The organism is Martinezella paranaensis, from assembly GCF_014200235.1.
In the GTDB taxonomy this organism is placed as follows: Bacteria; Pseudomonadota; Alphaproteobacteria; order Rhizobiales; family Rhizobiaceae; genus Rhizobium; species Rhizobium paranaense.
Map to the genome: position 1 here is coordinate 12164 of NZ_JACHBI010000012.1, position 22813 is coordinate 34976.

The following is a 22813-nucleotide window of genomic DNA, read 5'->3' on the forward strand; positions in this document are numbered from 1 at the left end:
GATGGCTACAACAGACGATCAGATTGCCGCCCTCGAAGAGGCCATTCTCATGGGCGCGAGGAAGGTGATATTTCATTCGGGCGGAACACGCCGCGAAGTCGAATATCACTCGTTGAAAGAGATGCGCGAAACGCTTGCGGCATTGAAAGCCAGCCGCTCGACACGCCCACGCATCATTCGCGCGGCGCTCGACTGATGAGTGTTGCCAATATCATCGACCGGACCATTGGCTATTTTGCGCCGGAATCTGGCCTTCGCCGGATTAAAAACCGCGCCGCGATGGAAATCATGTCGCGCGGTTACGCCGCAGCCGAAACCAGCCGCCTGAAATCCGGCAGGCGCGCACGCTCGACATCGGCGGACGCGGAGATTTCCCGCGCTGGCCGGACGCTCCGCGACCGCATGCGCGATCTCGTTCGCAACAACCCTTATGCAGCGCATGCCGTCGCACAGCTCGTCTCGCATGCGATTGGCGATGGCATCGTGCCGCGCGCCAAGGACAAAAAGGTCAACGAGCTTTTTGACGAATGGAGCAAAGTTTGCGATGCCGATGGCGATCTCGATTTCTACGGCCTCCAATCCTTGGCCGTTCGAGGCATGTTCGAAAGCGGCGATGGCTTGGTACGTCGTCGCCGTCGCAGGCTTGAGGATGGCTTGCCGGTTCCGTTGCAGTTGCAGGTTCTCGAAACGGACCTGATCGACAGTTCTAGGGAAGGAATTCTTTCCGGGAGCGGGAAGGTCATACAGGGTATCGAGTTTGACGCCATTGGCCGCAAGCGCGCCTATTGGATGTTTGGTTCGCATCCCGGTAACAGCTTCTTCGATCCCATGTCGTCGGTGATATCGAAGCCGGTTCTCGCTTCCGAAATCGCCCATGTCTTTGAAAAGCAGCGAACGCAGGTTCGCGGTACGCCCTGGGGCGTGCCGGCAATGGATGACATGCACGATCTCGCGAAATACGAGGAATCGGAGCTGGTCAGAAAGCGGCTTGAGTCTTGTCTTGTCGGCGTGATGAGCGGCGGCGAGGAGCAAGACACGCTCGGAACCCCGGTGGAAGAAGGCACGGGAAAGCCCCTTCAGCCGGGCGTCTACAATGCGCGTGGTGAGCGCGTCGAAAAGTTTGAGCCGGGCTCCTTCTACAATGCGGTCGGTGGCCGGCGTCTCGACTTCTCGCAGCCGGCGGCGACCGGCGGTTACGATCCTTACAAAGTCTCGATGCTGCATACTATCGCGGCGGGTTGGCGGATGCCTTATTTCATTCTGGCCGGTAGGCTGGACAAGGTAAACTATTCGTCGGGCAAAATCGGCATCGAAACTTTCAAGCGGATCATCTCTGAGCTGCAGTGGAAGTTCATCATTCCGATGCTGTTGCAGCCAATTTGGGACTGGTTTTGCGAGGCAGCATATTTCGCGGGCCTGATAAAGTCGCCGAAAGTTCCGGTGAAATGGTCGCCGCCGCGCTTCTATTCGGCCGATCCGCTGAAAGACACTAACGCAAAAGTGAAGGAAGTGCGCGCCGGCTTCCGGTCGCACGCTTCCGTCATTGCCGAGTCCGGCGAAGACCCCGACGAGGTGATTGCCGAAATCGCGGAATTCCAGCGGAAGATAGACAAGCTCGGACTTGTCTTCGACACGGACGCCCGCCGGGTTTCGCAGGCGGGGCAATTGCAACAGGGATGGGATGACGATCCCCCCGACAAGGCAGAAGAAAGCCAAGACGATGACGAGACTTGAAGTGCGAAAGGCACCCACCAGCCTGCCGATGCAGTTTCGAGGCGAGGCTCTTAACAGCTCTATCAACACCGACGCGCGCACGGTGACGCTGGCGTTTACGACTGGGTCGGCGGTTCGCCGTCTCCGTTATACGGGATGGGATACCGCCGTGCCGTTTGACGAAATCCTTGTCGTCAGCGAACGGGCGATTGACCTCTCGCGCATGAATGCGGGCGCTCCTGTTCTCGACAGTCATTCCCGTTGGTCCACCTTTTCTCAGGTGGCCGTCGTGGACCGGGCATGGGTCGAGGGTAGCGAGGGCATGTGCACGATACGTTTCCCGAAGCCCGGAATCGATGTAGCCGCCGACCGCATGTTCGGACTGGTCTCTGACAAGATCATCAAGAATGTATCGGTTGGTTATTCCATCGACAAAATCCGCATTGAGGAAGCTCAGAAGAAGGGCGACGTTGAAAAGATTTTCGTGGAGCGCTGGACGCCGAACGAGGTTTCGTTTGTGACGGTGCCCGCCGATCCCGGCGCGCAGGTTCGCTCAAGCGAGGCAACCTTTCCGTTGCTTATCGGCGAGCCGGATAGCCATTTGATCCGCGCCACCCGCATGCGAATGGCCGAAGCCGCGCTTCGCCTGGCCTAATCCCAATTCCCCCTTTTTGAAGTTCGCCGCCTGCGCTCCGCCGGGACGCAGGGCGACGGCGCTTGTTTTGCCCGGTACTCTACATAAGGAACCGCACGCCATGAAAAAGGCTGCATATGTTTTCGCGACCGTCGCCGCATTTCTTTGCTTCGGCCTCGCCTTTGCTATCATCTCCGCCGACCCTTCCCATGCCGCTCCGCTGATCGGGCACGACAGCTTATTGGGAGGTGGCGGCTTGAACCACATGCTGCAAGCCTCGCCGGCAATTTTTGCGTTGCGCAGCAAATTGAGCGATCTGACCAGCCGCGCCGAGAAAAAGCGGGGCGAGTTGGTGGACGGTCTGTCGAGCGAGGCCGCTCGTGCTATCGAGCAGGATCATGCCGGCATCCTTGCTGAAATCGAGCAGGTTCGCGGCGAGATTGCCACGCTTGAAAATGCCACGCGCGGCACCCCGATTTCGCAGCCGGGCAATCACAATGCCGACGCCGAGCAGCAAGGCATTCTTGCCGAACGGACGCGATCCGCGACCATTGACGACCTCGCCAGCCGCGCCGGCCTTGCCGACTTTGGGCGCGATCATATCCGCGCCGGAACGACGGTTGATGCTTTCCGCTCGGCACTGTTCGAAAAGCTGTTCGATAAGGACCAGTCGGTCAAGACTGACAGCCACGTGCGTGCGCAGGTTGGGCAGGATGAAACCGAGACGATCCGTGCGGCCCGTGTCGAAGCGCTCGCTTACGGCCTCGGTGCTCCGATGCCGAAAGACGGTCCGTCGGCTGCTGCACGCCAATTCACGGGGCAGGGACTGATCGACATCGCCGCCGATATCGTCGACTTCCGTGGTCGCCGCATGCTCAATGCCCGCGACATCGACGACATCTTTACGCGTGCATCGCATGCAACGTCCGATTTCCCGGCCATCTTTGAGGGCGCTGTGAATCGTACGCTTGAGCAGCGCTATGCGCTCGCGCAACCGACGTTCCGCAAGTTCGCCCGGAAGAAAAACTTCCGCGACTTCCGCCCTGATACGATTGTCCGCGTCGGCGACTTCCCGATGCTGAAGAAGGTGCTGGAAAACGGCGAGATCAAATATGGGACCTTCGGTGAAGGCAAGGAATCGGTGCAGGCATTCAGCTATGCCATCGCGCTCAACATCAGCCGTCAGATGCTTATCAATGACGATCTCGGCGCGATTTCCGATCTGCTGACCAGCTACGGCGCATCGGTGGCGCTGTTTGAGGAAGTCACCTTCTATGCCGGCGCCTACAACGGCAAGCTGGCGGATGGAAAGACCGTTTTCCACGCCGACCATGCCAACGTCGGTGCCGACGCGGCGATAACTGTCGATAGCGTGGGCTTGGGCCGCAAGGCCATGAGTAAACAGAAGACTATCGATGACAAGCCGATGTTGGCGAATCCGGCCCGCATCATGCTCGTTGGTCCTGATCAGCTTACGAACGCCGAAAAGTTCCTGGCCTCGATCACGCCAGCCACGGTTTCGACCGTCAATATTTTCTCGGGCAAGTTTGAGCTTGTCGAAACCTCGCAGATCGATGGGCCGTCCTGGGATCTGTTCGCGGACCCCTCGACCGGTTCGAATTATCGCTGGGGCTATCTGGACGGATACGAAGCGCCGCGCGTGCGCATGGACGAGCCGTTCGGTCGGCAGGGTTTCAGCATGTCGGTGGAGCACGATTTCGGCTGTGGCGCGACCGACTTCCGGTTCGGCTATCACAATCCCGGCAAGCTGTCCTAACCGGCGCGGATCAACATGGGCGGGCCTTCGGGTCCGCCTCACGTCCTCATTGTTCATAAGGAACGCTCACGATGAAAAACTATATTCAGGAAGGCGACACGCTCGAAATGACTGCGCCCACCGATGTTCAGTCCGGCGATGGCGTGCTTGTTGGCAAGCTCTTCGGTGTCGCTGCACACTCCGCCAATCAAGGCGAGCGCGTCAACCTTGACCGCGAAGGCGTCTACAGTCTACCTAAAGTTGCTGCGCAGGCGTGGGGCGAAGGCATACCGGTTTATTGGGATGCTGGTTTGGTGACTTCGGACGCCACTGGCGGCAAGACGAAGATCGGTTACTCCGCCAACGTCGCCGAAAATCCGTCTGACCGTGGCGATGTAGTTCTGCATCAATAACATGGTCGATTGGCGAAAACTGGAAGCTGCCGTTGATCGTAAGATCGGCGGCGCTTTTGGCGAGCGGGTGCGGCTGTCCTTCATGAAGAATGGGAAGCTCGACCCGGAGCGCCCGCAAATCATTGTTCGCTGCGAAACGCTCTGCGAGGGCGGCGACGATTCCAAGCCGATAGGAGTCGGACAGGCCGGCGTCTTTCGCAGTCGCCTTGCTGCGGGGGAGGCGGAGCTTTTCCTTGATCGCGGTTCCTATGACGGTCCGAAACTTCAACCCGGCGATGCCGTGCGCGCGATCGATCGACAGGGTGAACCGGTGTGGGAAGTCGGTTTTATCTCCGACCGCTACAGCAATTTGATTGTCGCCGTCCTTCGAGAAAAGTGAGAACGCCACATGTCGCTTGCCTGCATCGCCATACGCATCGCCGCCGTGCAAGCCCTAATCGGGCGCACCATGGTCGGCGACAATGTGCTCGACAGTGAAATCGGCACGCTCGACATCGGGGCAGATGGCGCGCTTAGAACGCATAAGGAAAGGCCGTTCATTTCGGTCTATGTCGGCGCGTCAAAGGTGACAGAAGGACTTGAGACGCGGGCACTCAATAAAAACGGAAACGTCGATATCATCTTTGAAGCGGGGATTGCGTCGCCGCATGTCGTGACCGACCCGGAAACGGACGAAAGCGTTATCTATGGCGGGCTTCCGGCCACAGACGCGAATTTCGAGTTTCACCTTGATATGACCATGCGTCAGATTGGTGATGCACTCAACGATCCGCAGAACGAGTGGGCAGACCTCTTTCGGTGCCTTAGTCTTCGTCTTGTGGGTGTCGAGCGCGACCGTGTTAGCGCGGATGCGAACGGAACGCGGCTTGCTGCCCATAGATTGAAGCTCACGACGGAGGTTGTTGCCGACCCTGTTCGTGGTACGGCGCTCGGTCCCGGCACGCCGTTGGCGCGGTTTTTCGCCAAATGCGAGACCGATCTAATTCGCAAGTCGCCAGATATGGCGAAGAATATCGAACTCATGCGCGCGCAGATTTCGGGCGATGTCGACGAACTGCAGGCCGCCATGCGGCGGTATGGCATGGTCTACGGCGAAGCCGATGCCATGTTGATGACGCCAGCCTTCGAGATGCCGTGATGAGCACGTTGGTCGAACAGCTTGCGGATATGATGCATCGCATTGCCGAGCTTGAGCGGCGGAACCGCAACCGCCGCAGGAAAGGGACGATTGCCGAAGTCAGCGACGACAAGAGCAAGTACCGGGTGAAACTGTCCGATCAGAACGGCAAGCCCTACCTTACGCCGTGGATCGGTGCGCGAACCTTGGCGGCAGGTGGCGTCAAGGTGGACGTGCTTTATGAGAAGGGCGAGCAAGTCGATGTCGTATCGGAGAACGGCGACATGACGGACGCGCAGATAGATTTCTCGACCTACAGCGATGCCAACGCTCGCGAGAACAAGGATATGCCGCTGCATATCAAGATCGGCAATACCGTTGTTGAAGCCTCGGCCGATCTGGTCAAGGTAACGGGCGCGACCGTCATCGTGGTATCGCCCAACGTGCAGCTCGGCGGCGAGGGCGGGAAACGGGTTGCCCGCATCGGCGACAAGGTGGACGTTGGGGCAGGCTCGTCCAAGGGGCTATGGCCGATTGTCGAGGGCTCGTCTCGTGTGTTCGCCAAAGACTAGATTGTGAGTCATTGCCGATGAAAAGTTCATTACTTGAGTGAGCAGCGATAGGCGTCTTTCATGCATTCAAGACCTATAGAATAACTGACACACCCGCGAAAAGTGAAATAACTCTGCCTACCTGGCTCTTGGTATTTCATGCAGTTTTTGACAGCGTTGGGAGTCATAAGGCTCCAGTGGTTCTGCAATTGCCCTTTGGCGATTCTCTCCTGATAGACGCATTTGGCGGTTTCCACCGCCTGCTCGGATTTTACGAGCATCTTCGATGTGAGATTCCGGCAGAAAAGCAGTGTATCAAATTCAGGCATTGGGAGAGGTTCGGCGACGGCTGCGTTGCTGATGCCAGGGCAACCGGAAAAGGTTAGTGCCGTCACAACTAACATGGGAATTGGTTTCAATTTCTATCTCCCCGCGCGGACGAATTACGCGCATTAAGTGCAAATCATACGAGAATCGAACGGATTGCAAGAGGCGCGATCTTGGCGCGATCGCAATGGCGTGCGTCCGGCGAAATTATCTCGCTGACCTGCCATCAGGCGAGGGAGCTTACGCCAACGTTTGGCGATGTCGTGTCACCTGTCAAATCAGAAAGAGGTTCGGACAATGCCGGATTCGACGGGCGTAAGCGCCGCAAGCGGAAAGCAGCTCAGTAATTGGGGCCATGTTGAGCAGTCCATTCGGAAGATACTGACCACGCCGAAGGGCTCGCGCGTTATGCGTCGAACGTTCGGCAGCGACTTGCTCGATCTGATCGATGCCAAGATGACCCGGCGCACCATTCTTGCCGTCTACGCCGCTGCGGCGACAGCAATCCTCGAATGGGAGCCACGTTATCGCATGACGGCGGGTCGGGTCACGCGAGCCGATGCGGACGGCTCGATCATGCTGGAAATCTTCGGAACCTATTACCCACGCGGCCATCGCGGCGACTACTCCGTTTCGGAGAGCGCAAGCGTCCGCGTCGTCTACAGCGGGGGCTGACCATGGCAATCTACGCGCCAACGATCATTGATGTTTCACGCCTGCCGGAACCGGACGCGATTGAAAAACTCGACTTCGAGACAATCCTTGCGGCCCGGATGTCAGATCTTGAGAAGCGAGCCGAAGAGGCCGGCTATGAGTATGATGTGGGTGGCCTCGAAACCGATCCGCTCAAGATCGATCAGGAGGCTCATGCTTACCGCGAACTGCTGATGCGCGCCCGCGTCAATGACGGCCTGCGCTCGACGTTGCCAGCTTTCGCGAAGGGTGCTGATCTTGACCACGCGGTATCGAAGGCAGGCGTCGAACGCATTATTACGCTGGACGGGCGTGGCAAGCTGATCTTTCGCGAAGATGACAGCGCCTTGTTGCGCCGTTATCTCGCGACCTTCTCCGCCCCGGCGGCAGGTTCGGAAGATGGATATCTGGCTGCGGCCCTGAAGGCTTGGCCGCAAGCGCATGACATTCGAATCGCCAATGGCGGGGCAGGTAAGGTTCTCGTCTATCTGCTTGGTGCCGAAGGAGTTGCGGCCCCACTCGATGCGGTCTTTGCCGTCGCGAAGGCGCTCGACGCCAAGCACATAAGACCGCTCACGGACGATGTGACCGTTTCGGCGGCACAGATCGACCGCTACTCCCTCTCGGCAACGCTCATCGTGCCGCGCGGTCCCGATCCTGCGCAGGTCGTGGATGCCGCGGCTAAAAGCGTTCGGTCGTTTGGCGTGGCCCGCTATCATATCGGAGCTGAAATTCCCGCCACGGCGTTGCTGGCGGCGGCGTATGTCCCGAATGTCATGCGGATTGAAAATGCCGTGTTCTCGGATATGCCCGCCCGCGCCAACGTCGCGCCCTATCTGACGAGCGTCAACCTGACCTTCCGGGTGCAATCATGATCCCGGCGGAGACGCATTTGCTGCCGCAAAGCTCATTGCCGTTGGAAAAGGCGCTTGCTGCGGTCGGTGAGCGCACGGATGCAATCGGAATCGATTGGCAAGCCTACCTCGATCCGTTGACAACGCCCGTGCATTTCCTGCCGGCGCTCGCGCATGCCTATTCGGTCGATATCTGGAATCCGAAATGGCCGGTGCATCATCAGCGCCGAGTGATCGCGGATGCGATCTATCATCATCGGATCAAGGGTACGCTTGCCGGCCTTGAAGCTTATGCCGGCATTGTCGGCAGCGAGATTGTCAGGGCAATCCGGCCCCCTGGAACCTTCTTTCTTTCGGGTGGCATGTCGGAAGAGCAGCGTGCGGCACTTGCCGATCGCATGCCGCAAATTCGCATCTACACCCGCGCATCGCGGTCCTTTGCCGGGAAGCGGCTGTTTCTCTCGGCGCGGGCATATTCGGCGCTCGGCGCGTCGTTCATATCCGACAGCAAGGCGGCAGATCGAACGCGCCCGCGCATTACTTTTGTCGAGCGCGGCATAGAGCAGCCCATCAATGTCGAAGAGATCACAGACATCATTCCGGGTCTTGGCTACGCCTTATACGAACGGGCGCTGCTTCGGCGCCCGCGTCGGCGCTCTGTTACCTATCTCGGCAGAAGCTTGCGCTTCCTCGTATCGCTCGATCACAACCGTTCGGTCGCTGCGTTCCGGCGGGCGGATGGTGCGCCGTCCGTCATTCGCTATGGGATGCGCCCGGCGACGGTCCAGCCCGAAGCAGAATATACCGCAGCAAGGGCAGGGCGGGCGGCATTTTTCGGGCGACCATTGCACCGTCGTTACTGGTCGAACATGCGATCCGAAACACGGGTGTTTGAGCGCATTGTCATTTGGGACCCTGAAATGGTCCCGCGCCGTCGCGGTGCTTCCTATTTGGGTGTGAGCCGCTTTGGTGTCGCGCCATTCACTGCCGAGCTCGTGGTGCATGTGCCGTCCGTCAAACCACGCCGGGCGCTCTTGGTAGGCGGTTTCTTCGGAAGCTTTTTTGCCGCCTCGGACGGGGAAAAATATCGCGAAACCCTGCGAGCCCTTCGCGCCGCGAAATCGGCGCGGGATACGATTCTCATCAACACAAAAACCTACCGCAGCCCGCAGGCGGGCCAGCTCATCGTTGCTGGAACGCCCTTCATTGCTGGCCGTCTTCTCAGGAGCTGACATATGCTGAAAACAGTACCGTTTCAGGATCGCATGGAGGCGCGTCACAGCGACCTCAACGCTATCCAGTCATCCGCCCGCACGACCTTTGACACGCTGGTCAAGGATGCGGTGACGGCGGATGCACCCGGCTATGCCGGCTTTGCTGTCACCAAAAACAGCGCCACCGAATTGCAGGTCGCGGCCGGTCGCATCTATCGGCCCGATGGCGCCATCTTCGAAATGGCGCAGGCATCGACCCGCAATATCGTCTCGATCCTGCCTTCGGCCACGAAGCGGCTGGTTGCCGTTATCGCCTACGGTCAGGAGGAAGACAGCCGCAATGAGACCCGCGACTTCCTCGTTGATCTGGAAAGCGACACGACCGAACCGCGCATGATGGTGGTGGAACGCCAGCGTGCGGCCAAGATTGACCTCATTCCGGGGCAGGAGAGCGCGACACTGCCGCGCCCGGTCATCGACCAATCGTTGATCGTCATCGCCTGGGTGACGCTGAACACGACCGGTATCGAGGCCATTGCGATGGAAGCTGCCAACGCGCTGCCATCTGTCACGCGCAACGACACCCGCATTCGCTCGCTCGAAGTCTGGCGGACGCAGATTGAGCCGCGCATCAACACGATTGCCAGTGATATCACCGCGCTCAAAAAGGGCATGGCGGGCATGGCCGGCTCGGGCGAGCTGATCAATGTCATGCGTGACATTGCCCGCCTGAAAGAGAAAATGGAAATACCGGACGACGCGTCCGATTGGGCGTCGGACCGCTTCCTGACGACCAACGAAACCGACAACGAAAATATCGACCTGCTTTGCCTTGTCGAAGAGGGCGTTCGGTTTTCCCACGAGAACCGGAATGAAACGCAGATTTCCCTCTACAACCCGCTCGATCTCAACGCCTACGTGCCGGGCAACGGCTTGCTGCTGCCGGCGATCTCGGGGCGGGAAATCCGTTTGGCGTCTTCGGCGGGCGCTGTCGATGGTTCGATTGCCATTGCGCAGTACGGCTTTCAGACGCATGAGATGAAACAGTTGTCGGTTGCCCGTTCGCGCCTGCGCTATGGGCCTGCCTATAACGTCTGCAACAATTCGCAGTGGTGGGCCGATGGCGTCTACGATAGCGCCACCAACACCTTTAAGAAGAACGGCGAAACCTTCCTCGTTACCGGTACGCAAATTCTCGATAACGTCTATGGTCAATCGTGGTGGGATCCTCTGAACGCGCACACGCTCCTTCGCGTCCAGCAGTTTTGGGAGGACGAATGGAACGACAACTATTGGGTTGCGCAGGTCACCGACCGGACCGTATCGGGCGCGCAGATCGCGCAGACGTTCCTCAACTCGCAGGACGGTTGGCTTTCTGGCCTGAAGTTGCGTTTCACGGAAAAGGGCGCGGATGGCGATGTGCACATTTCCATCGGCTACACCACGGCCAGCGGATCGCCTGACCCCGAGCATCTTGTGACGCATGTCACGATCCCCTACGCCAGTATCAAGGTTGCGCCGAACGATACCTATGTTGCCATCCCGCCCGTGTTTCTCGAAGCCGGGCAGCGCTATGCTTTGATTATCACCACGCTTGGCAACCACAAGGTCGCGGTCGTTGACAGCAACAAGTATGCGCAGGGCACGTTGTTTTACTCGACAGACGGCGCCTACTATCAAGGCGATCTGACGAGAGACCTGTATTTCCAGATGGAATATCTGGTCTTCAAGGCGTCTCGCGTCGAAATCGAGTTGGCCGCGCTGACGCTTTCGGGCGGCATCGCTTCCATCGATATCCTTGCCGGAACGATCAAGCCGAAATCCTGCGAGATTGAACATCAGGTGATGATCAACGGCGCATGGAAGCCGTTGAACGTGTTAACGCCTAATCTGCTGGTGGGCTTGCCGCCGCTGCTCCGCCATCGTGTGGTGATGACCGGCACGAATGCCGTTGCGCCCGCTCTGGAGATACCGAGCAGCCGCATACGCATCTGGCGACAGCGGACCACGCTGAAACACATTTCGACGCGCCGAACGCTTGCTACCTCGGCGACGACGATCACGGTTCAGCTCATCATAGCCAAGTTCGAAGCGGATCGGCACACGATCACGGTCAAGTTGCGCAAGGATGACAATACGCTGATCGAAAGCAGCGGCTTTGTGGATCAGCCCATCGATCCCGGTCGTTTCCGACGCACCTACAGCTTTACCGCCACCCCGGCAATCAACGCCTACAAAATCCAGATCGACGGCACCACAAACAATGCCCTCGTTCCTTTCCATGTCGAAGAGCGCGTTGACGTAGCGCTCTAAATTTCCCGGAGACGAAACATGCCTGCCAAAAGCACCACGCCGGCCTTCAAGCCGGACGCGGACTACCGCGTCCAAGTCGCAACCGTCGTCAAGGTCGCGGGGCTGACTATTCGCCCAAGCCAGGGCGGCACCATCAAGGGTGTTCTCGCCGACCAGATCAAAAATCAAATCCTCTCCTTCGAGGAAATCACCGCAGTACAGGAGTGACCGGTTATGCGCCGACTGGATCAATATCAAATCAGGGTCGGCGATGATCTCGGCGATCCCGATTACTGGAACAGGCGCTTCGAAGATGTCGATTTGCGCCTTCATGGACAGGAGGAAATCGAAAAGGATTGGCGGTCGGCTGTTCGCGAATTGCAGGAAAACGGATTGAAGCGGATCGATGAAGCCGTGTCGCCGCTCATTGCGCAATTGCAGGAGGACCTACAGCTTGGGGCCGTCTTCATCGCGGAAAGCAACTCTGCTATCGAGGTGAAGACCGGTCCGATGACCATCGGTATCAGCTCGACCAACAAGCGTCGCTATTCCCCGGCTGCCTACTTGGCGCTGGTCACACGCGATGCTCCTTATGGTGTGATGTTGGGCCGGTTGATTTCCTACAATCGTGACAGCGGTTCGCTCGCCGTCGATATCGAACGGACCTTTGGCGCGGGCGATCCCATCCGCGCCAACTGGATTATCTCAGCCACGTCCCATATCGATTATCAGGCCGACCGAGTCTATCGCGAGGCCGGCGGCGGACTGGCGTCCACGACCGTCGAAGATGCCCTTCGGGAAGTCCTTTCCCTGACAGTGCCGAAAACGCGTTCGATCACTGCGGGGACCGGATTGAGGGGCGGCGGCGAGATGGTGAGCGACCTTACTCTATCGCTCGACCTCGCTTATAGCGATGTCCGTTATGTGAAGGCGCAGGACTATGACCGGCATCGCCATCCGTGGTCGGAAATTGACGACAAGCCGACGACGCTTGGCGGTTATGGGATTGGCGATGCTCACACCAAAGCCGAAATCTTCAACCTCCTGACTGGCAAGCAGGACAAGCTCTCGTACGTTGCCGAAGATGTTGCCAATAAGGGGAAGCCCGACGGATATGTGCCGCTCGGCCCTGATGGCAAGATTTCCGGGACGTTTCTTCCCGTCGATGGCAGCTTTCTTGGGGTTTACGACGCCGCGACGAACACGCCGGCCATCTCGTCCGGTTCGGGAAATCAGGGTGATTTTTGGGTTGTCTCTGTACCCGGCAAGGTCGCCGCCGATGATGTCGGAGACGTCTCGGCTGGCGACCAGTTGCGCCGTGGCCCAACTCGTTGGGAGCGTGTTCCGACGTTCACCGCTGTTTCCTCGGTCGCTGGAAAAACAGGCGTCATCACGCTGAATGCCGGCGACATTGCCGACAGCGGCGCAACCGGTCGCGCGATCCTCAAGGCGGGCGATGTGGCAGCGGCGAAGGCTGCGTTGTCGCTTGCCGTCGCCGATTTGCCGGATTTCTCGACGGCGTGGACAGCCGCATTTGAGGGAGCGTCGTCAGTATATGGCCGCTCTTTGGCTGCGGCAGTAGATGCCGGCGCGACCCGCGTTTTACTGCAACTCGGTTCCGCAGCATTGCAGGCATCGACGGCATTTGCTGCCGCTTCCCATGTCGGGGCCGGCGGAGTTGCCGCTCATCCGGACGCAACAACCACGACCAGCGGCTTTCTGTCGGCTGGCGACAAAACCAAACTCAACGGCGTTGCGGCTGGAGCCAATAACTATGTCCATCCGACCGGGGACGGCAACCTGCATGTGCCGGCCACAGGTATCGGTAGTTCGAAAAAGGTCCTGACTGCCGGCGGTGCTGCCGGGTCGATGACGTGGAGCTTCGTGGACTTTGCCGATGTCGCCGGCAAGCCGACCAGCTTGGCGGGCTATGGCATTGCCGACGCATATTCAGTGTCCACCGTTGATGCGTTGCTGGCCGGCAAACAGGCGAGCCTTGGCTATTCGGCGGAGAACATCGCCAACAAAGGGGTCGCGAACGGCTACGCCTCGCTAGACGGGGCGGGCAAAATTCCGGCAACGCAACTGCCCGCATCTGCGATCACCGACACCTTTGTCGTTGCAACGCAGGCCGCAATGTTGGCGCTGGCGGTGCAAAGGGGCGATGTCGCGATCCGCACCGATCTCAACAAAAGCTTCATCTTGCAGGCCGAGCCGGCGAACGTGCTGGCGAACTGGCAGGAGCTGCGCACACCAACCGACGTTGTGCAGTCTGTTGCCGGCCGGCAAGGTGCGGTCACGCTGACATCGGCCGATCTGACGGACGCGACGGCGCCGGGAAAGGCGTTGCTAACTGCCGCCGACAGCGCGGCTCAACGCACCGCCCTTTCACTTGGAAACGTCAACAATACGTCGGATGCGGCCAAGCCAATTTCGAACGCAACCCAAACGGCTCTGAACCTGAAATCCGATACCGGCCACAAGCACGCTATCGCGGACATAACGAACCTCCAGACAACGTTGGACACCAAGCAGGCCAGCCTTGGTTATGCACCGGTCAATCGCACTGGCGATATCATGTCCGGCTCCCTCGAAATAAGGATGACCGATCCCAGCATTTGGCTGCATCATCCGAATGTGAAGCGTGGGCGATGGGTGGTTGATGGCAATGGTTCTCTTATTTGGCAGGACCAAGGTGGCCAAATCCATTTCTATATTACTGCCAACGGAGCCGTCTGGACCCAACAGTTCGGCGACCTCAATCAGCGGATAGAAGATCGCGCCAGCGCATGGGCACAAGCTCACGTTGCCAATGCAGTCACCAATTCACAGATGGCGGGGTACGTCGAGGTGCTGATGTCCAACGGCTCGGTCATCAACAACGGTGCTTATGTTTTGACCATGGCGCAGCGCGTGAGCGGCGACCAATACAGGTTCGGCTCTCGTCAGCCGCAGCTCTACATTCAAAATCGCGGCTGGTTTGCCGCTTTCCCATTCTGAGGGATGCTATGCACGATTTCGGAAAACTAACAGGGCAAGTTGAAGCGGTTGAGCTTGCGGGCGGGCAGGTGGTTCAAATCTATGTCTTCTACGACGCTGCTAATACCGAATGGCATGATTTATACAAATCGCTGCCGCCATTCGATTTCTATGTGGCACTGGACGATAACGATTGCGTTGTTTCGATGGAGCCGGACCCGGAACATTCACAGATCGCCGGCTATCGGATCATAGGTATCAGCAAGGCGGAGGCCGGCGACTTCACGCGCGGTCCCGGCGGAACTGTCTACGGGATGAAGTGGAGCGGCAACCGGATCGTGAATCCAATCGATCTCATGTCCCCGGAAGAGAGGCGCGCGGCTATGCCGCCTCTCACGCCACGCCAGTTCCGTGACGCTCTGATCGATAACGATATCATGCCGGACGACGTGACGGCTGCTATCAATCAGATTGCCGATAGCAAGGCGAGGGCGAAGGCGCTCAATGCGTGGGAATATCCGACCGAGTTTCTGCGTACGGACCAATTGCTTGAGCAAATCGGGGCTTCGTTCAGCCTCTCCCCGGATGCGATCGATGCCATGTGGGCGGCGGCAACGTACCGATAGCACGCCAATCCGCGCCCAACATTCTCTTCCTTGCTGAATTCAGCCCGCCGGTTTCGGCGGGTTGTTCCATCTCGGCCGTGCTGCTTTTGGCAGGCGGCGCAATTCTCAAACTCATCTGTCACTTTTAATGGAGACCATTCATGGCCGACCTGTCCTATGCCCATGGCGTGACACTTGCCGAAAGCGCGGAAACCCCGTCGCTTCTGCGTGTCCAACGTAACGGCATCACCCTTATCAATGGTACGGCACCCGACGCGGACGCCGCCGCCTTTCCCGCGAACTATCCGACGCTGATTACGTCTCTGCCGCAAGCGGCAGCGCTCGGCGCGGCGGGCACGCTTCTGGAAGATGTGACCACCGTTTTCAACGAAGGTGGCTCGTGGTGCATCGTCAACCGTGTGCCGGATAGCGCCGACGCTGCCACGTTGCAAAGCAATCTCCTTGGCGATGCGGTCGCCCGTACCGGCCTTTATGCCGCGCTGCGCGCCAAGGCGATTACCGGCTATCAGCCGCACGTGGTGATCACTGCCGGCAATACCGGCGCCTGGGTGGAAGGTGGCGTCGTTTCGATTTCGCTTTCGGAGCAGGGCGCAAAGCTGACGGAATCGCCCATTGTGGAAGCGACCGGCGGCGGCAACGATCCAGGCAAGGTTTTGCCTAAGCTTGAGGCGGTTATGGGCATGGGAGCGAATGCCGACAAGGTTGTTGCCGTGCGGGTTGTCGAGCCGGGCAGGGCGTTGTCGCAGCCGCCGACAATCACCTTTACCGGCGGTGGCGACGATGCCGACAAGGTTCTGCCGGCGGCGACGGCCAATGTGGGCGATGTTGCCAATCCGTTTGTCTCGGCACTCAACGTTATTTGCCCGAAAATCCGGGCGCGAGCCTACATCACCGGTCCGAATACCACGAACGCAGAAGCCGTCCGCTTCCGCCGTACGATCAACGGCGGTCGCATTCTCATCATCGATCCGAAGACCATCAAGAACGTCAGCGGCGTTCCGGTCACAAAGCCGGTGGCGGCCGTCTTTGCCGGGGTGCGCGCCCGCGTGGTTGCTTCGTCGGAGGGCGTGTCCGGTTCGGTCTCGAACAAGATCATTCGCACGATCGATGGCGTTGCCCGGACAATCTCCTACCCGGATGACAGCAACTATCTGAACGAAAAGCAGGTCGCCACCATCATCAATGAGCGCGGCGGCTTCCGCACTTGGGGCAGTCGCCTCGCTACCGATGACGACCTTTGGCAGTTCGATAGCGTGCGCGCGACCGCCGACATGGTGAATGAGGCTTTGGAAGACCTCTATTTCCTTTATGTGGACCGCAAGTTCACCAAGGGAAATCTCAAGATGCTGATCGAGGACGGTAACGCCGCGCTTCGGGTCTTCAAAAACAATGAGGACATCCTTGGCGGGCGTGTCTGGCTGGCGGATATCAATGAGCCGACCACGCTCGCCGCCGGCAAACTCTTCCTCGACGTGGAGTTTGAGCCGGTCGGCCTGATGGAGCAAATCCACGTCACCACACACCGCAACATTCTCTACTACCGGCTTTTGCTGGACGAGGTGAATGGTGCCATCGAAACCGGCCCGCTTTCGCTCGCCGCTTGATCAAGGACAATCTGACATGGCAGAAAAGACCCTACCCAGCTACATCATCCGCGATTGCATGATGTGGGCCGACCGTCAAAGCAAACTCGGCCAGATCGGCGACATCACCGTGCCCGTGCCCGAAGCCAAGCGCGAAGACGTGCGCAACGCCGGCATGATCAAAGCCCGCAAGGTCAACCTCGGCTATGAGGCGCTGGAATTCAAGTTCAAGATGCCGGGTCTCGACCCGCAGATTTTGAAGCTCCACGGCGTCAAGCCGGGCGTTGACACACCGTTCATGGTGACCGGCGCACTCGTCGATGAAGACGGCACCACGCATAGCGCGGTGCTCTCCATTCGCGGCAAAATGTATAAGCCCGATCACGGCACATGGAAGCCCGGCGACCTTGCCGAGAACGACTATGCCGTTGACGTGAATTATTACAAACTCGAAATCGACGGCGAGGAAATCTACGAGATGGACGACTTTGATTTCAAGGTCGGCGGCGTCTCGCAATACGGCGATATCCGCAACGCTCTGCTGCTGTAAGGCGGCACCTTCCCCCCGACAATCTCCCTTTATCAAGCCCGCTTTATGCGGGCCATTTTCTTCGAGGAATCATCATGACCGAAGTTGTCAGACTCACTCTTTCCAAGCCCGTCACCCACAACGAAATCGCCTATTCCGATCTGACTTTCCGAGAGGCGACCGTGGGCGACTTCATGGCCGGCGATCAGTTCAAGGGCGAGATATCGCAGAACGTCGCCGTTCTCTCCGCGATTTCAGACGTGCCGATTCCGGCCTTCAAGAAGATCTGCGCCGCCGATTATCGGCGCATTCTTGATGCGACCAAGGACATTTTGGGAAACGCATAAATCAACACGATTGGCGCTTAGTCGCCCTGTTCGTTGCCCGCTTCGCCCACACACCGCTCGATGTTATCGAGCGGTGGTCACCTGAAAAATTGATCGCCTATTTCGACACGGCTCGCGCCCTGCGTGATGCGCTGGAGGGAATATCATGACCACACTTCAAAGCACCCTCCGGGTTTCGCTTCTGGACGATGTGACGGCTCGCGCCAAGCATATCACGCGAGCGCTCGACGGCCTCCGGGCGCAGCAGCGGGCGACCTTTGCGCCTATTCGCAGTATGGTCGGGCAGGCGGTTGTGTTTGGTGCTGGCTATCTTGGTGTGAGGGAGGGTTTGCGTGCCACGGCGGGCGAGGCGATCAATTTCGAGTCCGCATTTGCCGATGTCAAAAAGGTGGTCGATGCGTCAAGCGAGCAGTTCGAGACCATGCGCCGTAGTATCCGGCGCATGTCTGGCGAAATCCCGATGTCCGCCGATAACATCGCGGCCCTCTACGCCGCTGCTGGTGAGTCCGGTATCGCAACACAGGATTTGCAGGGCTTTGCCGAAATGGCCTCGCGCGTTGGCATCGCCTTCGACATCACGGCGGAAAAGGCCGGCTCTAGCCTGGCTAAGCTGAAAACGCAGTTCGGCTTGACGGTTGCCGAAACTGGCGACCTCGCCGATGTGATGAACCATCTGTCGAACAACATGGCGAGCAAGGCGTCTGAAATTACAGACTTCATGCTGCGCGTCGGTGCGCTCGGCAAGATCGCCGGCTTTACGAAAGAACAGGTTGCCGGCATCGGTAGCGCCATGATCGCAGCCGGCGCGGAACCGGAAGTGGCGGCGACCGCGATGCAGAACGTAACGAAGGCTTTGACGCGGGGCGCATCCGCGAAAAAGAGTCAGCGCGAAGTGGCGGCAAGGCTCGGTCTCGACCTGCCGAAGATCGCCAAGGAAATGCAGAAGGATGCGCCGGCGGCGCTAAAAAAAGTTCTCGCCGCCATCGCCAAGGCTCCGAAAGATCAACAGATATCCATTGTCTCCGACTTCTTCGGTGACGAGGCCAAAGCGTTCATTCCGCTGGTCGGCAACGTGAAGCTTCTGGACGATGCGCTTGCCAGCGTCAGCGACCGCACGAAGTATGCCGGCTCTGCCATGAACGAGTATAAGCAGCGTGCCAGCACTACCGGCAATGCGCTCGAGCTTTTGGGTAACAAGGTATCCAACATCTTTTGGGAAGTTGGGGACAGCATGTTGCCTTCGATCCGGGAAGGCGCGCAAGCAATCAGTGATGTCTTGGATACGCTCGGAAGCCGGGCGACCATCTTCGATCAAATCAAAGTCGGGGCGCAGGGCTTTGCGAAAGGCTTCGGCTACGATGGCGGTATCCGCGAGTTGGTCAACGACGTTAGCGACCTGATGCTTGGGAAGGTCGATCCGAACGCAGGCGAAAACCTTGGCCGCTTCTTTATGAAGGCGAAGGAATGGGGGGCATCCATTCGTGAGTTGACGGACGCCATTCGTGAAAACCCTATTGCCACGTTCTTTGCGGAAATGGCGGGCTATGGTTTCAAGCTCATGCTGTGGGGAGCGGGTTTTGCCTTTCTCGCCGGCACTGTTCGCAAGCTGGCAACCGCGATGTTTCTGCTGTCGGGTGCAAGCACGTTGCTTGGTGCGCTCAAGACGGTCGGCTCCATCGCGGCGATTGTCGGTGGTGGAACGGCGACTGCGGGCGGCGTGGCGGCAACAGCTGCAACCGGAGCTGCTGCGGGCGGTGCTGCTACTGGCTTGCTAGGCGGCTGGTCGACAATGCTTAAAGGGTTTGCGCGTCTTGGGATATATGGCATGGCCGGGGCGGGCGCGTGGGAGTTTGGCGAGCAGAGCTATACCGGCGACACGTTTTACAAACAGGGAAAGGCTTGGTTGCCCGGCCCGGAAGATGCTTTGCATGGCATCGGTTCGTATCTGAAGTCATTCGCCATGCCCGCAAATGGCCCGGCTCCGACTGGCGTCTATGCACAATCTGCGATTGATAGCGCGCGTGCAGCCCGCGCCGCCGGTTTGGGAGGATCAGCCACGGAAACCCTGCCCGGCAAGACGGCCGACGATCTTGGCTTGATAACTGCCCGTATCGATGCATCGTCCATTGCGGCGATGAGCCGACCGAGCGGAACGCAAGATGTTCGAGTCGTTAATCAGCAGCCGCCAAATATCACGGTGCATGCGCCGATCTCGATAACCGGAGTTGCTGACCCGCAAGTGGCGGCCGGTGCCGCGATTGCTCAGCTCGGCGCGGCAATAAAGAATGCGGCCGATACGCAATTCAGCGATTAGGCTCAGGATCATAAACGAACGAAAATCAGCCGTCGGCATGAGGCTCAGGCCGCCAGTATTCTTGGCCTGCAGAGGACCGGAATTGATGGAAGGCGGACCTTCGATGGCCCGCTCTCCCGTCGCTCATATACGCAGTTGATACTTAATCACCATCTGAAGGGGTTAAATATTTTGTCAATATCGCGCCCTGTTTTATTGATGACCGATTCTTTACCCCCTGCAATGTTGCCGCGCCGAAGCTCTTCGAAGTCAATTCTGGTTGCCTTCTCAGGCAGGACAGTTGTAATGCCGAGAACTTCCCGCGCAAAATCATACACACCGCGAGGCACCTGCGTTTGCTTCGAACATCCCTGCGCGTCACCTACAACTAGGTTAACCTCGACATCTGCTTTCTTCCCATACTTTTCACCTTCAATGATGAGAGCAGCAGCAATTGGTATTTTCATACCGTCGTAGTCAACTAATTCCTTATAGGGGTCTTTGGAAGCTTTGAATTTGGCAGAAAGACTATCTAAAGTCTTTCCATTCTCTGCTCTCCAATCCTCGAACTTCTTGCTCGCATCCTTGAAGCACACCTCTTGCGCAGAGGAGTTGATTGGAACCAGTGTGCAAATTGCTACTGCAACCAAATAATGCCTAATGTGTAACATCTTTGGTCCTCCCCATCTCCGACCGTCTTTATCATACATTAAACGCGGCGGTTGTGGTCCCTATCAGAAAGAGGTAGAGGGCGTTGAAGTGGACGGTCTGCCGAAGCCGGATAAAGGTTGCACGGACACGGGATCCCTATGCGTATGGGCAGATCGCAGTAGCGTCGAAGATAGCCTAACTAACTGCCTTCGCAGTTGACGTTTGAGCCCATGCATTCTCTCCGACGTTCATTGCTTGCTACAAAAACAGCTCAATTATAGGTAGATTATGACGGGTGTAACATCGATGATGCTAGGAGGCTATGCCTTCGAGGCGTTGGGCTTTGGCTATCAGAATATCAAGCGCAAGGTGAATACCCCTTGGGTTGAGATCTCCGTGGGCCAAACCCTTAATCCGCAGCAATGGACCGGACCAACGTCCGACGAAGTGACGATTCAGGGCGTTTTATTTCCGGAAGAATTCGGGGGGCAATCGCAGCTTGACGGCATCATAGCGGCGTCAATGGCCGGAACTGAAATGATGCTGGTCAGTGGCGATGCGATGGAAGGCATTATTCGCGGCATGTTCACGGTGCAATCCGTCGAGGAAGATCAATCGTTCCACGATGCCAAGGGTGCGCCTCGCCGTAATGCCTACGTAATCTCGCTCAAGCGGAACCGGACGGAAACGGCGGCGGGTGCCGCCGGGTTGGTCGATAGCGCAAGCTCTTTGCTTTCCAAACTTTTTCGGTGATCAGATGGCGACCATTTACACCACGCGACAGGGCGAGACGGTCGATCTTGCCTGCCTCGCTCACTACGGACGGACGGCGGGCGTTGTCGAAGCGGTGCTTGCCGCTAATCGCGGCCTTGCCGCCCTTGGTCCCGTCCTGCCGCTCGGCATGGGAATCATCATGCCCGACATGCCGAGCGCGAGCGTGGAACGTCGGCTGATTAGCCTTTGGGATTGAACATGGAGCCTCGTGTCGAAATTACTGTCGATGGCGTTCCCGTCGCTGGGCAGTTCTATGAGCGACTGATTTCGGTCACGGTGACGGATGAAGAGGGATTGAAGTCGGATACGGTCGATATCGAGCTGAACGACGGCCCGCCGAATTTCCTTGCTCTGCCGCGCAAGGGTGCCGTGATCTCTGTCAAAATGGGATATGGCAACAACCTCGTGCCAAAGGGGCAATTCACGGCTGACAAGATCAGCCTCGATTGCTTGCCCTATAAGATGTCGATAGCGGGCAGGGCGGCGGACCTGCGCAGCGGCAAGTTGAAAGAGCGGCAGGAACGCGCTTGGGATAAGGTCACGCTCGGCGATCTCATATCCGACATTGCCGGCGAAAGCGGGCTGACACCCGCCGTGGACACCGATCTAGCGGCACATCGCTACGAATGGATAGGGCAGCAGGACGAGACGAATATCCATTTCCTGCGGCGGCTGGCTGACCGGCATAACGCCCTCTTCGCGATCAAGCAGGGGCGGTTATTGTTTGCCCGGCGCGGCTCGGGCCTGTCGGCCTCCGGCTCGTCTCTCGGCTCGATCATCCTGACGCCTGCCGTCATCAAAACCGGCACGCTGAAAGTCGATATCAACGACCGCACGAAGTACAGCAAGGTTGTGTCCTACTATCAGGATGCGGAAAAGGCGAAGCGGGTCGAAATCGAGGCGGCCGCGGATGCCGATGGCGATAGCATCTACCGCATACCCGAAGCGTTTTCTTCGCCGGCAGAAGCTGACAAGGCGGCGCGTGCCAAGGCGAAAGAGCTTGCGCGCGGGGAGGGCAACGTCTCGGTGGCGGTGGTGGGCGATCCGCAGATTGAGGCAGGCTTGCCTCTGCTATTCGCAGGCGTTCGTCCTGGGCTCGACGGCGTGCCGTACATCATCAAGACGGCGCGGTCCAAATATACGAAAACCTCGGGCTTCGAAGTTGAAGTGTCCGGACGGCTTTATGACGGCAAGTCGGCGACGGAAGGCGAGGGCAGTATGGAGAGAGCGGCCGAAGCTGGTGACCCGTCCGAATCAGCGGACGCCGGCGGAAAGGTTGCTCCAAATAGCGCGCCGGGCACTCCCGCCACGCCTTCGGCATTCCTCACGCCCCGCCGGTCCGGCCGAACGGACGAGAACTAGTTGGCAGCGCATTAGCGGGCGGGTTCGTTACCGCTTTCACCGCGAAGCGGACACCAGAAAACGCTGGTCACTGTCCCGTTTTCCTATAGTGGCCTGCGTTGTCGA

General features: G+C 58.5%; 23 protein-coding genes. 22 read left to right on the forward strand and 1 reads right to left on the reverse strand.

Going from position 1 to position 22813, the window contains the following annotated elements:
* The first annotated feature begins 1 nt into the window (after nt 1).
* From GGD50_RS24320 to GGD50_RS24410, 19 genes are all read left to right on the forward strand, one after another.
* On the forward strand, nt 2–196 hold the full coding sequence (locus GGD50_RS24320) for a phage head-tail joining protein (RefSeq protein WP_107108821.1): 195 nt from the start codon (nt 2–4) through the stop codon (nt 194–196).
* Nucleotides 196–1734 (forward strand): phage portal protein, encoded by a 1539-nt coding sequence (locus GGD50_RS24325; protein ID WP_107108820.1) that lies wholly within the window; start codon nt 196–198, stop codon nt 1732–1734. Before GGD50_RS24320 ends, GGD50_RS24325 begins: the two co-directional genes overlap by 1 nt.
* Complete coding sequence (locus tag GGD50_RS24330; protein WP_183939834.1) at nt 1721–2368, forward strand: hypothetical protein; 648 nt, start codon at nt 1721–1723, stop codon at nt 2366–2368. The genes GGD50_RS24325 and GGD50_RS24330 overlap by 14 nt, the downstream gene beginning before the upstream one ends.
* Nucleotides 2369–2468: 100 nt before the next feature.
* Complete coding sequence (locus GGD50_RS24335) at nt 2469–4124, forward strand: phage major capsid protein (RefSeq protein ID WP_107108818.1); 1656 nt, start codon at nt 2469–2471, stop codon at nt 4122–4124.
* A 71-nt stretch (nt 4125–4195) separates the two neighbouring features.
* Nucleotides 4196–4516, forward strand: coding sequence for a DUF2190 family protein (locus tag GGD50_RS24340; RefSeq protein WP_107108817.1), 321 nt, complete (start codon nt 4196–4198; stop codon nt 4514–4516).
* 1 nt (nt 4517) lies between these two features.
* A complete protein-coding gene (locus GGD50_RS24345; RefSeq protein WP_107108816.1) occupies nt 4518–4895 on the forward strand; it encodes a hypothetical protein in 378 nt (125 codons plus the stop codon).
* 9 nt (nt 4896–4904) lie between these two features.
* Nucleotides 4905–5654 carry a hypothetical protein gene (locus tag GGD50_RS24350; protein ID WP_107108815.1) on the forward strand — a complete coding sequence of 250 codons (750 nt, stop codon included), beginning with the start codon at nt 4905–4907 and terminating at the stop codon, nt 5652–5654.
* Nucleotides 5654–6205 (forward strand): phage baseplate assembly protein V, encoded by a 552-nt coding sequence (locus GGD50_RS24355; RefSeq protein ID WP_107108814.1) that lies wholly within the window; start codon nt 5654–5656, stop codon nt 6203–6205. The genes GGD50_RS24350 and GGD50_RS24355 overlap by 1 nt, the downstream gene beginning before the upstream one ends.
* A 603-nt stretch (nt 6206–6808) precedes the next feature.
* Complete coding sequence (locus GGD50_RS24360) at nt 6809–7186, forward strand: GPW/gp25 family protein (RefSeq protein ID WP_107108811.1); 378 nt, start codon at nt 6809–6811, stop codon at nt 7184–7186.
* A 2-nt stretch (nt 7187–7188) separates the two neighbouring features.
* A complete protein-coding gene (locus GGD50_RS24365; protein WP_107108810.1) occupies nt 7189–8079 on the forward strand; it encodes a baseplate J/gp47 family protein in 891 nt (296 codons plus the stop codon).
* Nucleotides 8076–9290: a phage tail protein I gene (locus GGD50_RS24370; protein ID WP_107108809.1), complete on the forward strand. Its 1215-nt coding sequence runs from the start codon at nt 8076–8078 to the stop codon at nt 9288–9290. Before GGD50_RS24365 ends, GGD50_RS24370 begins: the two co-directional genes overlap by 4 nt.
* Before the next feature lie 3 nt (nt 9291–9293).
* Entirely contained in the window at nt 9294–11585 is a 2292-nt protein-coding gene (locus tag GGD50_RS24375) for a hypothetical protein (RefSeq protein ID WP_107108808.1), read from the forward strand.
* Nucleotides 11586–11603: 18 nt separating this feature from the next.
* Entirely contained in the window at nt 11604–11792 is a 189-nt protein-coding gene (locus GGD50_RS24380) for a hypothetical protein (RefSeq protein WP_107108807.1), read from the forward strand.
* 6 nt (nt 11793–11798) lie between these two features.
* Complete coding sequence (locus tag GGD50_RS24385; RefSeq protein WP_107108806.1) at nt 11799–14564, forward strand: phage tail fiber repeat family protein; 2766 nt, start codon at nt 11799–11801, stop codon at nt 14562–14564.
* A gap of 8 nt (nt 14565–14572) precedes the next feature.
* Nucleotides 14573–15169, forward strand: a complete 597-nt coding sequence (locus tag GGD50_RS24390; RefSeq protein WP_107108805.1) for a hypothetical protein — start codon at nt 14573–14575, stop codon at nt 15167–15169.
* 140 nt (nt 15170–15309) lie between these two features.
* Nucleotides 15310–16773 (forward strand): phage tail sheath subtilisin-like domain-containing protein, encoded by a 1464-nt coding sequence (locus tag GGD50_RS24395; RefSeq protein ID WP_107108804.1) that lies wholly within the window; start codon nt 15310–15312, stop codon nt 16771–16773.
* A gap of 16 nt (nt 16774–16789) precedes the next feature.
* On the forward strand, nt 16790–17302 hold the full coding sequence (locus GGD50_RS24400; RefSeq protein ID WP_107108803.1) for a phage major tail tube protein: 513 nt from the start codon (nt 16790–16792) through the stop codon (nt 17300–17302).
* 74 nt (nt 17303–17376) lie between these two features.
* Nucleotides 17377–17628, forward strand: a complete 252-nt coding sequence (locus tag GGD50_RS24405; protein ID WP_107108802.1) for a phage tail assembly protein — start codon at nt 17377–17379, stop codon at nt 17626–17628.
* 292 nt (nt 17629–17920) lie between these two features.
* Nucleotides 17921–19942, forward strand: coding sequence for a phage tail tape measure protein (locus GGD50_RS24410; RefSeq protein WP_331371055.1), 2022 nt, complete (start codon nt 17921–17923; stop codon nt 19940–19942).
* A 146-nt stretch (nt 19943–20088) separates the two neighbouring features.
* On the opposite strand, the gene GGD50_RS24415 is transcribed toward GGD50_RS24410, so the two are convergent.
* Nucleotides 20089–20592, reverse strand: coding sequence for a hypothetical protein (locus GGD50_RS24415; protein ID WP_107108800.1), 504 nt, complete (start codon nt 20590–20592; stop codon nt 20089–20091).
* Between the two features lie 286 nt (nt 20593–20878).
* On the opposite strand from GGD50_RS24415, the gene GGD50_RS24420 reads away from it, so the two are divergent.
* The 3 genes from GGD50_RS24420 to GGD50_RS24430 are packed head-to-tail and all read left to right on the forward strand — an operon-like array spanning nt 20879 to nt 22708.
* Nucleotides 20879–21325, forward strand: coding sequence for a phage tail protein (locus tag GGD50_RS24420; RefSeq protein ID WP_245407489.1), 447 nt, complete (start codon nt 20879–20881; stop codon nt 21323–21325).
* A gap of 4 nt (nt 21326–21329) precedes the next feature.
* A complete protein-coding gene (locus GGD50_RS24425; protein WP_107108798.1) occupies nt 21330–21542 on the forward strand; it encodes a tail protein X in 213 nt (70 codons plus the stop codon).
* A gap of 2 nt (nt 21543–21544) precedes the next feature.
* A complete protein-coding gene (locus tag GGD50_RS24430; RefSeq protein ID WP_107108797.1) occupies nt 21545–22708 on the forward strand; it encodes a phage late control D family protein in 1164 nt (387 codons plus the stop codon).
* Nucleotides 22709–22813: the final 105 nt, after the last annotated feature.

Coding starts and splice junctions, on each gene's coding strand:
- GGD50_RS24320 (WP_107108821.1), top strand. CDS start 2: ATGGCTACAACAGACGATCAGATTGCCGCCCTCGAAGAGGCCATTCTC.
- GGD50_RS24325 (WP_107108820.1), top strand. CDS start 196: ATGAGTGTTGCCAATATCATCGACCGGACCATTGGCTATTTTGCGCCG.
- GGD50_RS24330 (WP_183939834.1), top strand. CDS start 1,721: ATGACGAGACTTGAAGTGCGAAAGGCACCCACCAGCCTGCCGATGCAG.
- GGD50_RS24335 (WP_107108818.1), top strand. CDS start 2,469: ATGAAAAAGGCTGCATATGTTTTCGCGACCGTCGCCGCATTTCTTTGC.
- GGD50_RS24340 (WP_107108817.1), top strand. CDS start 4,196: ATGAAAAACTATATTCAGGAAGGCGACACGCTCGAAATGACTGCGCCC.
- GGD50_RS24345 (WP_107108816.1), top strand. CDS start 4,518: ATGGTCGATTGGCGAAAACTGGAAGCTGCCGTTGATCGTAAGATCGGC.
- GGD50_RS24350 (WP_107108815.1), top strand. CDS start 4,905: ATGTCGCTTGCCTGCATCGCCATACGCATCGCCGCCGTGCAAGCCCTA.
- GGD50_RS24355 (WP_107108814.1), top strand. CDS start 5,654: ATGAGCACGTTGGTCGAACAGCTTGCGGATATGATGCATCGCATTGCC.
- GGD50_RS24360 (WP_107108811.1), top strand. CDS start 6,809: ATGCCGGATTCGACGGGCGTAAGCGCCGCAAGCGGAAAGCAGCTCAGT.
- GGD50_RS24365 (WP_107108810.1), top strand. CDS start 7,189: ATGGCAATCTACGCGCCAACGATCATTGATGTTTCACGCCTGCCGGAA.
- GGD50_RS24370 (WP_107108809.1), top strand. CDS start 8,076: ATGATCCCGGCGGAGACGCATTTGCTGCCGCAAAGCTCATTGCCGTTG.
- GGD50_RS24375 (WP_107108808.1), top strand. CDS start 9,294: ATGCTGAAAACAGTACCGTTTCAGGATCGCATGGAGGCGCGTCACAGC.
- GGD50_RS24380 (WP_107108807.1), top strand. CDS start 11,604: ATGCCTGCCAAAAGCACCACGCCGGCCTTCAAGCCGGACGCGGACTAC.
- GGD50_RS24385 (WP_107108806.1), top strand. CDS start 11,799: ATGCGCCGACTGGATCAATATCAAATCAGGGTCGGCGATGATCTCGGC.
- GGD50_RS24390 (WP_107108805.1), top strand. CDS start 14,573: ATGCACGATTTCGGAAAACTAACAGGGCAAGTTGAAGCGGTTGAGCTT.
- GGD50_RS24395 (WP_107108804.1), top strand. CDS start 15,310: ATGGCCGACCTGTCCTATGCCCATGGCGTGACACTTGCCGAAAGCGCG.
- GGD50_RS24400 (WP_107108803.1), top strand. CDS start 16,790: ATGGCAGAAAAGACCCTACCCAGCTACATCATCCGCGATTGCATGATG.
- GGD50_RS24405 (WP_107108802.1), top strand. CDS start 17,377: ATGACCGAAGTTGTCAGACTCACTCTTTCCAAGCCCGTCACCCACAAC.
- GGD50_RS24415 (WP_107108800.1), bottom strand. CDS start 20,592: ATGTTACACATTAGGCATTATTTGGTTGCAGTAGCAATTTGCACACTG.
- GGD50_RS24420 (WP_245407489.1), top strand. CDS start 20,879: ATGATGCTAGGAGGCTATGCCTTCGAGGCGTTGGGCTTTGGCTATCAG.
- GGD50_RS24425 (WP_107108798.1), top strand. CDS start 21,330: ATGGCGACCATTTACACCACGCGACAGGGCGAGACGGTCGATCTTGCC.
- GGD50_RS24430 (WP_107108797.1), top strand. CDS start 21,545: ATGGAGCCTCGTGTCGAAATTACTGTCGATGGCGTTCCCGTCGCTGGG.